General features: G+C 54.9%; 13 protein-coding genes and 4 pseudogenes. 10 read left to right on the top strand and 7 right to left on the bottom strand.

Annotated features, from left to right (window positions below):
• Window positions 1-153: 153 nt before the first annotated feature.
• Window positions 154-1,239: an exonuclease/endonuclease/phosphatase family protein gene (locus ACR0L4_RS23025; RefSeq protein WP_170755082.1), complete on the bottom strand. Its 1,086-nt coding sequence runs from the start codon at window positions 1,237-1,239 to the stop codon at window positions 154-156.
• Between the two features lie 761 nt (window positions 1,240-2,000).
• On the opposite strand from ACR0L4_RS23025, the gene ACR0L4_RS23020 reads away from it, so the two are divergent.
• The gene (locus ACR0L4_RS23020; protein ID WP_480515490.1) at window positions 2,001-2,684 is read left to right on the top strand and encodes a hypothetical protein; all 684 of its coding nucleotides are present in this window, start codon (window positions 2,001-2,003) and stop codon (window positions 2,682-2,684) included.
• On the opposite strand, the pseudogene ACR0L4_RS23015 reads toward ACR0L4_RS23020, so the two are convergent.
• From ACR0L4_RS23015 to ACR0L4_RS23005, 3 genes and pseudogenes are all read right to left on the bottom strand, one after another.
• A pseudogene (locus ACR0L4_RS23015) lies at window positions 2,668-3,276 on the bottom strand (DUF1214 domain-containing protein). The gene ACR0L4_RS23020 and the pseudogene ACR0L4_RS23015 overlap by 17 nt on opposite strands.
• An 87-nt stretch (window positions 3,277-3,363) precedes the next feature.
• Window positions 3,364-3,789 (bottom strand): annotated as a pseudogene (locus ACR0L4_RS23010) (DUF1254 domain-containing protein); the annotation flags it as partial.
• A gap of 24 nt (window positions 3,790-3,813) precedes the next feature.
• Window positions 3,814-4,182 carry a hypothetical protein gene (locus ACR0L4_RS23005; protein ID WP_480515488.1) on the bottom strand — a complete coding sequence of 123 codons (369 nt, stop codon included), beginning with the start codon at window positions 4,180-4,182 and terminating at the stop codon, window positions 3,814-3,816.
• A gap of 290 nt (window positions 4,183-4,472) precedes the next feature.
• Here ACR0L4_RS23005 and ACR0L4_RS23000 point away from each other — a divergent pair, with 290 nt between their 5' ends.
• The 4 genes and pseudogenes from ACR0L4_RS23000 to ACR0L4_RS22985 all read left to right on the top strand — a co-directional run bounded on the left by ACR0L4_RS23000 (window position 4,473) and on the right by ACR0L4_RS22985 (window position 7,472).
• Complete coding sequence (locus ACR0L4_RS23000; protein ID WP_480515486.1) at window positions 4,473-4,925, top strand: GFA family protein; 453 nt, start codon at window positions 4,473-4,475, stop codon at window positions 4,923-4,925.
• Window positions 4,926-5,239: 314 nt separating this feature from the next.
• Window positions 5,240-5,852 (top strand): annotated as a pseudogene (locus ACR0L4_RS22995) (IS6 family transposase); the annotation flags it as partial.
• Between the two features lie 256 nt (window positions 5,853-6,108).
• Window positions 6,109-6,312 carry a hypothetical protein gene (locus ACR0L4_RS22990; RefSeq protein WP_480515484.1) on the top strand — a complete coding sequence of 68 codons (204 nt, stop codon included), beginning with the start codon at window positions 6,109-6,111 and terminating at the stop codon, window positions 6,310-6,312.
• Window positions 6,313-6,422: 110 nt separating this feature from the next.
• Window positions 6,423-7,472, top strand: coding sequence for a S8 family serine peptidase (locus ACR0L4_RS22985; RefSeq protein ID WP_480515482.1), 1,050 nt, complete (start codon window positions 6,423-6,425; stop codon window positions 7,470-7,472).
• Here the strand turns inward: ACR0L4_RS22985 and ACR0L4_RS22980 are convergent.
• Together ACR0L4_RS22980 and ACR0L4_RS22975 are read right to left on the bottom strand one after the other, a co-directional pair.
• Window positions 7,469-8,212, bottom strand: a complete 744-nt coding sequence (locus ACR0L4_RS22980) for an anti-sigma factor family protein (RefSeq protein WP_480515480.1) — start codon at window positions 8,210-8,212, stop codon at window positions 7,469-7,471. The genes ACR0L4_RS22985 and ACR0L4_RS22980 overlap by 4 nt on opposite strands.
• On the bottom strand, window positions 8,209-8,715 hold the full coding sequence (locus tag ACR0L4_RS22975; protein ID WP_480515478.1) for an RNA polymerase sigma factor: 507 nt from the start codon (window positions 8,713-8,715) through the stop codon (window positions 8,209-8,211). The genes ACR0L4_RS22980 and ACR0L4_RS22975 overlap by 4 nt, the downstream gene beginning before the upstream one ends.
• Before the next feature lie 210 nt (window positions 8,716-8,925).
• Between ACR0L4_RS22975 and ACR0L4_RS22970 the strand changes: the two genes are divergently transcribed.
• The 4 genes from ACR0L4_RS22970 to ACR0L4_RS22955 all read left to right on the top strand — a co-directional run bounded on the left by ACR0L4_RS22970 (window position 8,926) and on the right by ACR0L4_RS22955 (window position 13,082).
• Window positions 8,926-9,741: an alpha/beta fold hydrolase gene (locus ACR0L4_RS22970; protein ID WP_480515476.1), complete on the top strand. Its 816-nt coding sequence runs from the start codon at window positions 8,926-8,928 to the stop codon at window positions 9,739-9,741.
• Window positions 9,742-9,765: 24 nt separating this feature from the next.
• Window positions 9,766-10,812, top strand: a complete 1,047-nt coding sequence (locus ACR0L4_RS22965) for a P-loop NTPase family protein (protein ID WP_480515474.1) — start codon at window positions 9,766-9,768, stop codon at window positions 10,810-10,812.
• A gap of 35 nt (window positions 10,813-10,847) precedes the next feature.
• On the top strand, window positions 10,848-12,311 hold the full coding sequence (locus ACR0L4_RS22960) for an ABC transporter transmembrane domain-containing protein (protein WP_480515472.1): 1,464 nt from the start codon (window positions 10,848-10,850) through the stop codon (window positions 12,309-12,311).
• Window positions 12,312-12,410: 99 nt separating this feature from the next.
• A complete protein-coding gene (locus tag ACR0L4_RS22955; protein WP_480515470.1) occupies window positions 12,411-13,082 on the top strand; it encodes a LysR substrate-binding domain-containing protein in 672 nt (223 codons plus the stop codon).
• A 102-nt stretch (window positions 13,083-13,184) separates the two neighbouring features.
• Here the strand turns inward: ACR0L4_RS22955 and ACR0L4_RS22950 are convergent.
• Window positions 13,185-13,754: pseudogene (locus ACR0L4_RS22950) on the bottom strand (IS6 family transposase); the annotation flags it as partial.
• 124 nt (window positions 13,755-13,878) lie between these two features.
• Between ACR0L4_RS22950 and ACR0L4_RS22945 the strand changes: the two are divergent.
• Entirely contained in the window at window positions 13,879-14,205 is a 327-nt protein-coding gene (locus ACR0L4_RS22945) for a hypothetical protein (protein WP_480515468.1), read from the top strand.
• The last annotated feature ends 45 nt before the right edge of the window (window positions 14,206-14,250 follow it).

Raw genomic sequence — 14,250 nt, 5'->3', positions numbered from 1 at the left:
CATGGATATCTTGGCAACGTAAGTCCAGCTGACTTCGAAGATCGGTCAGCCGGGTCCTTTCAAACCGTCCACTGAAACGGGGCAAGACGAAAGCATTGCAGAGAGAGGAGATTGGGGCAATGTCCGGTTAGGGCCGCGGTCCGATGCTGTGATTCAGGCACCGGCGTTTGGCGGTGTGATCTTGGCAACGACAGGAAAGTGGTCGGAAATTTTCCAATACTCGGTGCCAGCTGCCGTCTCTCGTGGGACCTCACCTGGAGCCACCCAGCCAGGAATATTTCGGGAATAGAGTATGTGGTCGATCATCACCCTATGGTAGGTGTCGTTGAAAATTGGATCAGCGAAGCGCGTGGTTGTCACGTCATTGAAATCAAGTCGTGCTCGGTCGCGGTCATTCAAAGCATCGAAGAGCGCATTACCGAGGCTCAGACCTGGTTTCCAAACAGAACCCATCAAAGTTTCGACCCCGCTAGCATTGAGCCGCATTTCGGACGTGTCGAAGCCCGGGCCATCATTGATGTCACCGGCTACGATCAGCGGGAGCGCGGCCGGGTCGGAGAGGTAGACGTCCAAAAACGCTTCACGAATCTGACGGCATTGCGCGAGCAATCGCATTCGGTTGGCATCTGCTAGTTGCCACCAGCGAGACCACTCATGTGCCGCAAAGATGCCCTTCGATTTCAAATGAAGGCCCATGATGTTGAAATCCGATCCCTGTGCGGGGTGGATCGTTACCCAGAGGGGGCGGCGTTCGTAGCGGAACCATTCAGGCACTTTGTCAGCGCCGAGGTCAAGGAAGAAAGGCTCAGTTGCCGTGTGGATCAGCCCAGCAGCGGGGTCCTCCGAATCCATGATCGTCATTGGTGTGTTTGCAAAAACTCCACGATCTGTTCTTAGGGCGATGCCGACGCATTGAGTGGAAGTGTTTTGACGTGAGTTGTCAGGGGCGGATGGAAAGCGCGAACGCTGGATGTAGATGGCCCATTCTGCATCTGAGATGGAGGCCATAAGGATCTCCATATCCTCAGTCCGATCAGGACCTTCGACAATAAGCAGGATGTCCGGGTCTAAGTCGGCAAGCCCCTCGCGCAGCAGCGCGACGCGTTCTGCGACCGTCGGCCCTTCATTTTCCCAAGGTGGACGAGGTCCGCGGACATTGCGGTCACCGGGTTTGAGCGCGCCTGAGTTGCTATCGACCAAGTCGTTGAGCCATTCCATGTTCCAAACAGCGAGTTTCATTCGCGCAGCCTCCGTTCAGTCCTTTTTCCAGAATGCGTTCAACTTAGTACCGTTTTATGACAGGTGTCACAGAGTTTAGGTGCGGAATGGTATTCCACAAATTCGAAATCTGAGATGGAAATTGGCCGTTTGACCTATTCATCGCAAAGTCTCGCACAAGTCATCTATGATGGATGAACCATTTAAGTAGTATATGAAAGACCGCAATACCGAAGCTGCGCTTCAGCGTTAGTAGCTGGGGTTGGCGGCAACTAAGGGCTGACAATAGAAAGACAAAAGCCAGAAGCAATGGCATCAAAGTTCTAACTAGAATCCGCTTACCTGCGCGCCACTAGCGCGAAAAAGCAGACACCGACCTTAGAAACATCCACTTGAGCGATAAACCATTGGCCGCAGGTGTCCCATCTTTCGTCGCGTTACCTGTCCTCACGCCGACCGAGCTGCCCCTGCACTATGATCTTTGTACCGCTGCCTTTCGTTGTCACGCTGTTATTGGGGCTGCTATTCACACGCGAGGCCTGGTGAGATGGAGAGCGCCCCAATAACCCGGCGTTCTTGCTTTTGATTGCGTTTGCTGCGCTTCAATCCCTGCTGATCGGGTTGCGTTTTGGAGACGGGATCAGGTTTCTTTCGCCACCGCTGCAAGCGTGATGGCACCAATGGTGTATTTCGGATCGTTGCAACTGGTTGGCTCACGCCACGTGGCTTAGCTCTATTCTGTCTTGCCACATGGCCTTACGCTAGTCACGGTCTTGTTGTCCATGTTGTACTGGCACGCTTTGCTGGATGTCGTCCTTATCACAACGTTCCTTGTCTACGCGGTTCTGATCCTGTTCTTGCTGCGGTCTGGGGCGGATGCGCTCAAAGCAACAGCGTTAGTTGCCGTGGGTCCAGTTCATCGTGCTCTGGTTTTTGCAGCGCTTATATTGTTCTTCTCCGCAGCGATTGACATGTTGATCACAATTGACATTGCGACCACGGGCGCGCGCAATCTGCCGAAACTTGTGTCCGTCGGTAATGTCGCAACCTTGCTGTTTCTATCTTTGGCCGCCGCAGTCGCAAGCCGCGGTCGGACGGCCGGCGAGAGTGAGAGAGCAGACTCGATGGCGGCGATGCCATCCGACTCAAGCACCGCAGAAAATCCTGTGATCGTGGGAAAAGTAGAGAGGTTGATGAAGGACACGCAGATTTATCGGGATGCGGTTCTTAACCTTGCACAACTCGCGCGCAGGGCAGTCATACCGTCCAGGCAAATTTCAGTGGCGATAAACCAGACGACTGGGAAAAACGTTTCGCAATATGTTAAAGACCGGCCATTCGCTGCGGCGCCTACATCCCAGCGTGTGCCAACTCACTCAATGCGGATATCCGGCTTTCTCGCAAAAGTGCGGGGCCCAAGCTACTTGCAGGGCGACGCCAAAGACAAGATCACTCTACGCGTGTGATTTTGCCTGGAACGTATTCGCCATCCAGCCATTCCTGACGTGGTCCGTACATGCGAAGAATTGTGAACCAGCTCTTGCCGGGAATGGTTTGGACCCAGTTCTCTTCAAAGCCTTCCGGTGCTTCTGTTGCGAAATAGACGTCAATCGAACCATCCTCGTTGAGTACCGGGTTATTCTGAATGCTATCGATTGACGGCAGAGGCTGATCCGTCTGCAACATCGACCTGGTCTGTGCATCGTATTACGTAAACGCCCAGAAGTCATCCGCTGGCGGATTTGTCGGGAGAGTGACCTTGTAGGTCGCACTGCCATCAAAAGGCTCGCCGACAGCGTCGAGATAGGCGATCCGGTAGTCTGATCCGACGCCAGGACTCGGTTTCGCCATTGCAGGTGTCACTGCGGTGTATGGGTAATGAAACGTGACGCGCGCATCGGTGTTTATTGTCTCATCATCGGGACCGTCGAAAAAGACGTCTTGATTGAGGAATGCGGAATTCCAATTCGTTCCCTCGAAGGTTTGCAATCCAGCAAGGTTTTTATCTGTGCGGGTATGCCAAACAATGGATCTGGCGGCAGCGTTTCCGATGGCCACCGCGTCCTCAAGAATTGCTCGCATTCTGTCGTCGGGTTCGAACGGTTTTCCTTTCTCTATGCCGATAGATGCCCAAAGGCCGCGGGTTTACTCAGGGAAAAGATCAATAGGTTCCCTTTGCACAACCGCATTAAGTTCTTCGTAGAACTGAAAGTTGTTTGCGTGAACTGTGTTGAATGACGCGCCGGAAAGGGAAATCAGCTCAAGCGCCGGAGGGTTTTTAGCTTCACTTAATGGATAGATCCTCAGGTTCTCGGCTACGTTGTTATAGGCGGCTTTCAAACCCTCTGCGACGGACATGCGCATGAAAGTCCAGACCGTGTAGCTCGGTGATTGAACCACAAAGTAGCCGTCGGGCACATCGCCGTAATAACCCGGGGGAAGGACGAGGTACTTACCTCCTTTGCCCGCGTCAGGACCGGCCGGGCCCACATCACCTATGTACCGGAAATAGGCATCGTTGAACGCGCCCAATGCTCCGGGGGGGACTTCAACGACGGTAGGTCCATCCCGGTCGAGTTCGAGGTTCGGGAAGACCTACATCGTGGAACTGTTTCCCGTAAGAAAGAGAGAGTTGGCATCCATCAATTCATTGAAGATGCCGACCTGATGCGCTTCAACTGCGCCAAGCGGCTTAACGCCCTCAATGAGCATGTAGACTGAGGCCGCTGGTATGCCTTTTAGGAATGCGTCTACGCCTCGTGCTCGGTCAAGGTAGTCGTAGACCATTGTTGAAGTTTCCGGCAGCGGCGCACCATCAATGAATTTCAAAACTCCAATCGAAGTATTGACCTCGTTCGGTGTGGAAATGGCGACCAGCTGTTCCTGGGTAACCTCAGCAAGTGCTAGGTTCGGTAGGGCAAAACCGGCAGTAATTAGCATTCCGATACTTTTTGCTATGCGCATACGAATCCTCCTGGCTGCATGCGCAACGGTAGCAGAGAGGGCTCCATGCGGCCATTGGAGCCGGTGAGGCATCACCCTTTTGAATAATGATCTGCTCGATGGAGTCGGCCCATTGCTGCCTTTGGCCGACGGCGTATAGCGTTGTGGAGCTCCCGCCAGAGCCACCATTCGCAGCAGTTTCAGGAATTGATGAAAGACGGAGGTCGGATGTGCGGACGATGCTGCCGTCTGGATATTCTCATTGAACCTCTGGTACCGTCAAACAAACGTTAGAAAACAGGTGATTGCTTATGGCTTTACCCATTCCCCCTTTTGAAGGTTCCTGCCTTTGTGGTTCCGTACATGTTCGGGTCAATTCAACGCCGCTTTTGACCTTGGCGTGCCATTGTCGCGGCTGTCAAAAATTTTCTGCCAGTGCATATTCACTAACTACCATGTTTCCACGCGAGAGCTTTTCCTGCACCGGTGAACTCATCAAAGGTGGCCTCGGTTCGAGCGGAAAGGATCATTATTATTGCAAGTCATGCCTGAATTTTATCTACTCTCAAATTGGCGAAGCGAGCTACCGGGTCAACCTGCGCACATCAATTTTGGACAACGCTGCATCCTTTGAGCCATTTGTTGAAGTAATGACCGACGAGAAAATGAGCTGGGCAACAGTTCCAGCTAGGCATAGCTACTCCCAAAGCCCGGAAAGCCTAGAAGAACTTCAAGCATTGATAGATGACTATAAAAACTATTGATGTGTCTAAAAGAAGAACTCTTAGGGGTGTCGTCAAACGACTTAAACAAGAGCGGACACTTGTGCGCCATGCAGCATCGGTGAATTTGAGCTCTACAGCCTACCTCAGTGGCAGCGCAGCACCCTGTGATATCCTCTCTCGTCAACGTCGGGTTGTCGTTGTGAGTGGGAATGGCGGATCGGAAGATCAGTTATTGAAACACTAAAATTACCTGCCATTCGCTCTCTACGTCCAGCTTGGAACAAAGAACGTATCGTGGGTCAAACGCGCCCGCTTAAACCAAAACATGTCTGGGCAATCCGAGTTCGCCTTTCCGATACGGCGTGTCATTTCGGGATCTAGAAGAGATCTTGGCAGAGCGTGGCGTTAACCAGGATCACGCGACATTGAACCGCTGTGTCAGACGTTATGCTGGTCTTGTGGCTGAAGCTGCTAGGTATCGCAAACGCGCCACAGATCGCTCGTAGCGCATGGATGAGGCCTATGTGAAAGTGAAGGTTGAGTGGGTTTACCTTTGTCGCGCCATCGACAAATACGGCAAGACACTGGACTTCATGCTGTCAAAGCGCCGAAACAAGGCCGCTGCGACGAGTTTCTTCGCCCTCGCTCGAGGGGAACGGATTGCCGCGCTAGTTCGTCATCGATAGGAGCGGAGCGAATACAGCTGGGATCAACGCGATCAACAAGATGCTCAGAGGCTTTGGGTGCCCTGTACCGATCGAGATGGTTCGAAGGAAATACCTCAATAATATTATCGAACAGGATCACCGGTCTATCAAACGTAGGATCCGTCCAATGCTGGGTTTCAAATCTTTCGCTTCAGCCGCATCTGTCCTGGCAGGCATAGAACTTGTCTACATGATCCGCAAAGGGCAATTCACGACCGAACTCCGACCGTTTCAACAGTTCGCGCAATTTCCAGGATAGTCGACTCTGCTGCTCAACCTGCCTTGCCTTCGAAGAAATTTGCAAGAAAACCCCAATCTGAGACTGGTTCGAATTTGCCTGGCATCACCTCACTGACTTGAATTTGGAATAAACGCCGGCGCGCAACGTTGTCGTTCCGAAACATGTCAATCTAGACTGGATGTCGAAATGAGAAAAACAGCGATTCAGCTTTCTAAGGTCTGCCTCATGCTCAGCTTGTGGGTGCCGGTGCAGTTTGCCACTCCTGTGGATTGGCATGTTTCATTTGTTTCGGCCGCTTGGGCAGACGATGACAATGATGGTGACGGTGAAAGTGATAGAGGCGATAGAGGTGACCGGGATGATGATCGGGACGATGAACGCGATGATGAAGACAGAGATGGCCGAGGTGGCGGCGATTCAGGAAGCGGTCAGAGGGCGTCTGGAGAAAACCCGCTGGGTAACCTTCTGCGTCGGTTGACCAATCGGCCGCCCGCTCCACAACCAATCCCAGCGCAGGCCCCGGCATCTGTCGTACTCCCAACGCAAGCACCACTTGAGATAATAGTAGCGGATGCATCGGCCGAAGACTTGGAACAGCTTCTGTCCGAGGGATTTGCAGTTGCGTCAACAGTAACCCTCGAAGCCTCCAATCGGGTTTTGACCAGGCTGACATCGCCGGGAGGGTTGGAACTGGAAGCTGCTCGGGATCGGGTCCGTGCCCTTCCTTCGGGAAGTGTTGCGGATTTCAACCACTACTATCGATTTGAACAAAGCGAAACGCGTGTTGCGTCATCGGACCCGTGTACGCACGAAAACTGTCCTGCTTGGGAAATGATCCAATGGCCAAACTTGGACTATGCTCAGGCGACCTGTCCCGTGCAGGTTCCTGTGGGGATGATTGATACGGGGATAAATGCCAAGCATGAAATTCTAGAAGGTGCGCGGCTAGAACTGATTCAGGCTGCGGACCAAACCTTTGAGCCTTCCAAAGCTATCCACGGCACGGCGGTCGCCTCTCTCATGATCGGCGATCCGAACAGCCGGGTACCCGGGCTGATTCCTGATGCGGAAGTTATTGCGGTGGATGCCTTTGCGCGGCAAGGCTCGGATGAACGCGCGGATCTGGTTTCGCTATTGCGCGGTTTGGACGTTTTGAAGGCCCGTGGTGTACGCGTGATCAACCTTTCTTTGGCCGGCCCCAGAAACACCCTTCTGGAGGACACCGTTGTCCGGATGGTGCAGGAAGACGGGATCGTTCTGGTCGCGGCGGCGGGCAACGAAGGTCCGTCTGGCGAGCCGATGTTTCCTGGAGGATATGACGCCGTGCTCGCGGTGACGGCCGTAGATGCGCGTGCGCGCGTCTACCGAAAAGCACAGCGTGGGCCGCATATCGACATCACCGCGCCGGGTGTCAACATGCTGTCTGCCACATCAATTCGCGGAGCCCGCTTGAAGTCAGGGACGTCTTTCGCAGTTCCCTTTGTCACTGCGGCAGTAGCAATCATGCTGTCAATGGATGACACCTTGTCGCCCAAGCAAATTCGGGAGCGCCTGGAAAACTCCGCACAGGATCTGGGCGCGCCTGGAGTTGACGAGTTGTTTGGTCACGGCCTGCTCAATGCTGCGTCGTTGTGCTAGGGTGTCCAGCCGCTGGCGATCAGGTCCGCCTCTTGGGCAGGAGTGAGGGCTTCGCCTGCTCCGAGCCGATCGAGAAACGGCATCAATCCCTGCATTTCTGCACCACTTGCCGTCACAAACCCGTCCTCGGTCCCGGACGCTGAAAGCGGTTCTGACATTGTGACCTCAACCACCCACGTGTCCGAAGTTATGCATGCAATGCCGAGGTCAATCCGCTGGTCTGCCCAGTCGATGATTTCAAACTCTCTGCAAAAGCCGTCCGAGATTGGCAGTGTGGCCAGGATCATGAAGTCCTGATCAACGCCGGATTGTTCCGGAACTCCGGACGGCTGCTGGTTCAGAGCCGAAGCCAGTTCCGATCCGTTTTCAATTGGCCCCACTGTCAAGTGCAGAGCATCGACTGGCGCAAACAGATCGGGACCGGTGAATGCGGCAAGTGCCAGTGTCGCCGCCAGAGCGGTGCTTATCCACACGGCGGGTCGTTTACGAAAGGGTATGATCTCGGCTGTCTGTGCCTCGCCAAGAATGGCGTTCTTGATCTCCTGGGGCACAGGTTCATCCAGCGGATCGCTGAATGCCTGCAACAGGGCTTCATTTGCGGCCATAAGATTGTCGACATAGGCCTGATCCTCAGGGTGATCCGCCAAGTGCATGACAACGACGGCAGCCTCTTCAGGTGAGAGTTCGCCGTCTGCAAAAGCTGCAAGACGGGAGGGGTCCATCATAGTATTTGCACTCATTGCATCGGCCCTTTCGTCATCCCCAACTGCGGAAGCAGAGTATTTCTGGCCCGTGACAAACGGCTCATAACTGTGCCAACGGGCACCTCCAGAATGTCGGCGACCTCTTTGTAGCTTAGCCCCTCGACAGCGACGAGAGAAAGCACAACGCGCTGCTTCTCGGGTAACGCCCCCATGGCGTTTCGTGCCATGTCGAGCATCATCCGGTCCTCGGGCAGACGCGCTGAACGTCCCCCATCGCTCAGACCGGCAAGCTCGGGGTCTACCGAGGACCCGCGCGTCTTGGCGCGCCGGCGGTCATCGATCCAGAGGGTTTGGATAATTCGGTACATCCAGCTGTCCATACGCGTTCCCTCGCGAAACTGCGCTGCGTTTTTCAATGCTTTCACACAGGCCGACTGTACGAGGTCATCGGCATCCGGCTGGTTGCCTGCCAATGACAGCGCAAACCGGCGCAGTTTGGGCACCAGCGCTACCAAGTCTCTCCGGAACGGGTCCGTCATTCCGTCACTCCTGTTTCGCGTCATCTCCAATGACAACGGATGGCAAGGAGAACTATTCCACAGGATCGAAGAAAAAATGAAGACGCACTTCGTTTGAACCTAAAGCGGCGTATTCTGACCGACGCCGAAAAAAACTTTCAAAAAAGTTGGAATAGAACGCAATCGGTTCCGTTGTCCTGGCGAGACAACAAACAATCAGGAGCTGAAGTGATGTTCGATACCGCAATGGATATTACGCCTGTTACCGGACTAATGTCGGTTACCAGATTTTCGGTCAGGGTAGGGCGGCGTACTCTGTCCGCCGATGTTCACATCCCCAGTGCGCCCGCTTCCGATGTCCCACCTCTTTTGGCGATGCACGGAATTTCTCGCGACTCGGCAGGGATTTCCAAGGCCTTCTCGGGACCTTGTGAAGCAAAAGGACAAGTCCTCATCACGCCGCGTTTCTCAAAGAAGCACTGGCCCCATTTTCAAACGATCGGCAACTACCGCCCGGACCGCTCGCTTCTTGCACTGCTGGCTCTGGTGGAACAAATGGGCTTTGCAAGAACTGGTCGTGTCGACTTGTTCGGGTATTCCGGTGGCGCTCAGCTCGCGCATCGTTTCGCGATGCTCTATCCGCAACGGATCGCGCGTCTGCATCTGGCCGCCGCTGGCTGGTACTGCCTGCCGGATTTGGCGCAGTCCTTTCCGATGGGTCTGGCACCGACAGAAAAGGCCCGGAAGATGAACGTCCCTGCACTGGCCCAAAACCAGCTGCGGCATTACCTGAGCCTGAAGCTTCGTGTTTATGTCGGAGCCGAGGACCGCCACCGGGATGACGCACTGCGTAAGGGACCGGGAATAGACGATGTTCAGGGCCGTCACCGACTGGCTCGCGCGCGGCATTATTCCCGGGCATTTCGCGCTGCAGCAGAAGCGCGTGGGATCGTTCCCGATCTGTCGCTGACTGAAATTTCCAATTGCGTACACAGCTTCACCGACTGTGCGGAAGCAGGTTTATCCAAACTTGTCTGTGACGCGTAAACTCAAAAAGGCAGGAGAATACTCATGGAAAACTATCGCTTTAAAGACGCAAAATGGTGTTTTGCGGCCAGGCGCATCGATCAGTCTCTTGCTCGCGGATTGCGACGAGATTTTCCGCAATCGAAACCCGGGGATCTAATTCTGGGCCGTGTGACCTCGATCGGCAACCACCAACGTATTCAACTGCCAGAGGGGCGTCCTTCAACCCTGTATCCTGGTGATCTCGTTGTGCTGCCTTGTGGTGCGCGATACGCGCCTGACCAGTTTGAAGGGCTGGCCGAGATCGACGAAAAGGGCAGTGATATGCTTGCCGGCGGCGGATGTCTCGGGCGCATGGTACATCGCAATGAGCGCATCAAACCTCCAACGAGAATTCAGCCGCTGGGGCGTGTCACCTCAAAAGACGGGGTGGTTCTGAATACCAGCGACTTTACCTTGTCGGTGCGGTCAGGACCCACGCAAATCCCTGTGATCTGCGTGGTCGGCACCGCGATGAACTCCGGCAAAACTACAGCAACGGCGGCCTTGGCCCACGGTTTGACCAAGGCCGGATGGCAGGTGGCGGTATTGAAAGGTACCGGGACTGGTGCGTTTGGAGATTACAACTCCTTTATCGATGCCGGTGCATCCTTTGTAGCCGATTTTACCGACGCAGGTATGGTTACCACCTATCTCGAACCTTTGCCGCGTATAGTTGCGGGCATTGATACGCTCTTGGGCGAGGCGGAATCCCTGAGTTGCGATATCGCGGTGATGGAATTGGCGGATGGCATCTTTCAGCGGGAAACAGCAGCGCTTCTGGCCGATCCATCGGTTCGTGACCGGTTTTCGAAGTACCTTTTTGCCTGTGCCGATGCAGTCGCGGCCGCAGGGGGTGTAACCGAGTTGGGCCGAAATGGCATTCGCCCCATCGCGCTGACTGGGATGCTGTCATGCTCTCCCATGGCGGCGGAAGAAGCCCAGACTGCCACGGGTGTTCAGGTTCTGACACGTGGGCAGCTTCTTGATCCGGCCTATGCGAACACATTGGCGGTACGCGCCGGGATCGAGCGGGCCCGGAACGCGGCATGAAACCTCCCGATCTTTTTGAGGGTCCAAGACGCCGCATGTTTGGCTGGATCTTATGCGCTGCACTCACACAGGCCGCTGCTCTTGCAGCGGTCGCCATTGCAACGCGCACGGTCTTTGTCGCCTTGCACGCCGGATCGGACCTGCCGGTTTTTCCCATTGCAATCATCGGGGTTGCGGGGCTGTTCGGGGCGCTGATGCAACTGGTCTTCAGGACACACGCAGAGCGGTTGGGCCAGAACTACGCCAAGGACGTCCGCCTGAGGCTGTTTGATCACGCATGCCGCAGCGATCAACGCGATCTGGACCAAAGGCGCATGGGCTATCATGTCCTGCGTTTTACCGGAGATCTGTCGGCATTGCAGGACTGGCCCGGCCTTGGTTTGCCCCGGCTTATTCAGGCTGCCGTCCTGTTGCCCGCAGCGACGGCTGTGCTGATTTACCTTGACCAGCGGTTTGTCTGGGTGGCGGTCTGCGCGGTTCTGCCCTCGGCGCTTTGGGCGGCGCTCACACAGCGCAAACTTCTGAACGCGCACCGGCAGCTGCGAAAACTACGGGCGCAGCTGGCGGCGGATGTCACCGAGCGTCTGCCGATTGCGCCAAGGCTTTCAGCACTGGGACGGCGCCACATCGAGATGAAGTCGCTGGACCGCCGGGCAGATCGGGTGGCCAATGCGGCCTGCGCACGCCGGAGTCTCAGCGAAGTCCGCAAAGCCGTGCCAGAGTTCTCGGCCGCAATCGCCACAAGCCAGATCATGGTGATCGGCGGAACTGGTGGCCTGTCTGCGGGGACAATTGCGGCCGCTTTGGCGGCCCTTGGGCTGATGATCCGGCCATTGCGCAACGCGATGACATCAAGCGATTTTGCAGCGAAGTATCGTGCGGCCCACAGCAACATGTCCCGAACACTGAACCGACCATTGGCCGCATCGCGAAGCTCGGTAACCCGCCTACACCGGGAACCGATCTCGGTCGAAATCAGGCAGGCACATGGCCCAGAATTGAAGGTAGCCCCGGGGGAACAGGCGGTCATCTCCAATACCTTGATGGACCGGATCGAAATCGCTTTGCTGGGAAACGCAGCGCTTGGGGACGTGTCGCTTAAGCTTGGCGGCGAAGAGTTCTCGGAATTGACACCCGGAAGCCTGCGCCGATCTGTCGGTGTTTTCACCGCCCAACCACTAATCCTGAAAGGAAGCCTGCGCCGAGCTTTGACCATAGGCATGAAACGACGACCGTCGGACGAGCAAATTATTGAAGTCGCCGAGAGTGTTGCCCTGCAAGACGTCGTTCGGGAGACAGGTGGCTTGGATTTCAAACTGACAGAGCGCGGAACAAATCTAACAGTTGATCAGAGGATCTCCATTTCTTGCCTTCGGCTCATTCTTCAGAATCCGGATGTAATCCTTGTTCGAAGCGCTCCGGGTAAATCTCTCAAATCAACGCCGCTGTGGCTAAAAGCAACCAAAATTGCAACTTGTCGCAATTTCCTTGTCGGCTAAATCTGGTGCCTTGGCCGAAGAATTTGCCTTGGCCAAGTTGGACTTCGGAACCGAGAGGCCTGTGGTGGCACGTCCATCCTTTATGTTGGGGTCAGGTGTTTGGCCGAGGCGACCAATCGGGCATTTGGCATATTGGATAAACCGGTCCAATCTCTGCGTCAAAGCGCACGTAAAATTGTGCGTGGTTCGGCAGGTCCGATCTTTACGGCACGCTGGCTAACGCTGCGGAAAAGTGATTTTTGGAAAGCCTACCGCGAGATCGAATTGGAAGTTGTTCCGGCACTTCATCCCAGAGTGCACCCACGCGAGAATGTCGATATCGCAATTCGCTGGGACCACATCGCCGATATGACAGGTGATGCAGTCAAGCTGCTTGAGCTTAGCCCCGTCGCCATTGCCTCCGAACAATTTGTCACTACACGGGGGCCTATCGATCAGCCGATGGATCTGCTCACTCTGCCTCTGTTACACCAAAGAAATCACTGTGGATGGCTCGACTGGTTTGAGGCAATGGATGTTCAAACAGCCGATTTTCTAAATGGGCCGATCTTTGAGGACACAGATGTGCTGTTGCGCGGTGCTGCCGAAGCTCAGGGCGCAATCGTCGGCTGGCTTCCACTGATCGACCTGGATCTGGCAGAAAACAGAGTCGATCGGATTTTCAATGAGCGGATCACTCCGACCCATGACCACTTTATCGACGTCCAGCACACCAGCAGGGCCCGTTCTGAGGTTCGAGAAGCCGAGGATTGGCTTGTCACGCAATCATGATTGACAAGTGCACCAGTTGTTAAGCGAGAGGCGACGAGTTTTCATGAAGCGGTTCTGTCGCAAAATTATTAGAGGGCGGCATGGATGGAGCTGGCGAGTCGCCTATTCAGCCAGTAGGGCGAACTGCTGAAACGGACTGAGTCCGGGCGTGAATTGACCTTTGCGGATCATGTTGACCAACTCGATGCCGGTCCAGACAGATGAAGCTGACTCGAAAGACATAAAGCTCAGCATGGGCCTGATCCGACGTTTGATAAATCGATGGTCTTGCTCAATGAAGTTATTGAGGTATCTCTGCCTGACCATCTCGATCGGTATCGGACAATCAAAGCCTGCGAGCATCTTGTTGATCGCCTTGATCCCAGCTGTGTTTGCCCCGCTACTGTCGAGAACAATTTTTTGTGGGAACCCGTTCGCTTTGAGCGCGCGAGCGAAGAGCTTTGTGGCAGCCGCTTTGTTGCGGCGCTTCGAAAGCATGAAGTCGAGGGATTTGCCGTGTTTGTCGATGGCGCGATAAAGGTAAACCCATTCACCCTTCATTTTTGCATTAATCTCATCCATGCGCTACGAACGGTCGGTAGGACGCTTCTTGTGCCGCGAAGCATCAGCTACAAGACCGGCATATCGGCGCAACCAATTGTTCAGCGTCGCGTGATCCAGTTCAACGCCTCTTCACACTCTGATACAGCGTCGCCTCGTTCGTCGAGGACACCTTCCGCACAGACCCGGTCAAACCACTGAAGTCAGGTGGCCGATACTGTTGGGCGGACTTGCGTTTGTTGTTCTCAGCTTAGTGTTGGGAACCGCAAATTTTGCCTTCGCGCAAGAGATCGTTTTTGCGGTGTCGTTCATGGTCATTCTCTACCTCATGTCGCGGTTGCTAAGAGAGCTGAAGCCGAAGCAAGCCAAAGCTCTGATCGGGACGGCGTCAATCATTTTCGTTTTCCGCGCAGTACCCCTCCCGGGACCCGGGTTGACCTGGTTCGAAATCGACGAGCTTGGGTTCGACGAACAGTTTCTCGCGATCCTCGCGCTTTTGACCTCACTGCTTCCGCGGGATGGCCCGGTCAAGCTCTCCTCGTCTTGCCCCGTTTCAGTGGACGGTTTGAAAGGACCCGGCTGACCGATCTTCGAAGTCAGCTGGACTTACGTTGCCAAGATATCCATG

The sequence above is a fragment of the Ruegeria sp. AB5 genome (genome assembly GCF_056542645.1).
The sequence above is the reverse complement of the archived record's forward strand: the minus strand, read 5'-3'. Positions and strand labels throughout refer to the sequence as shown.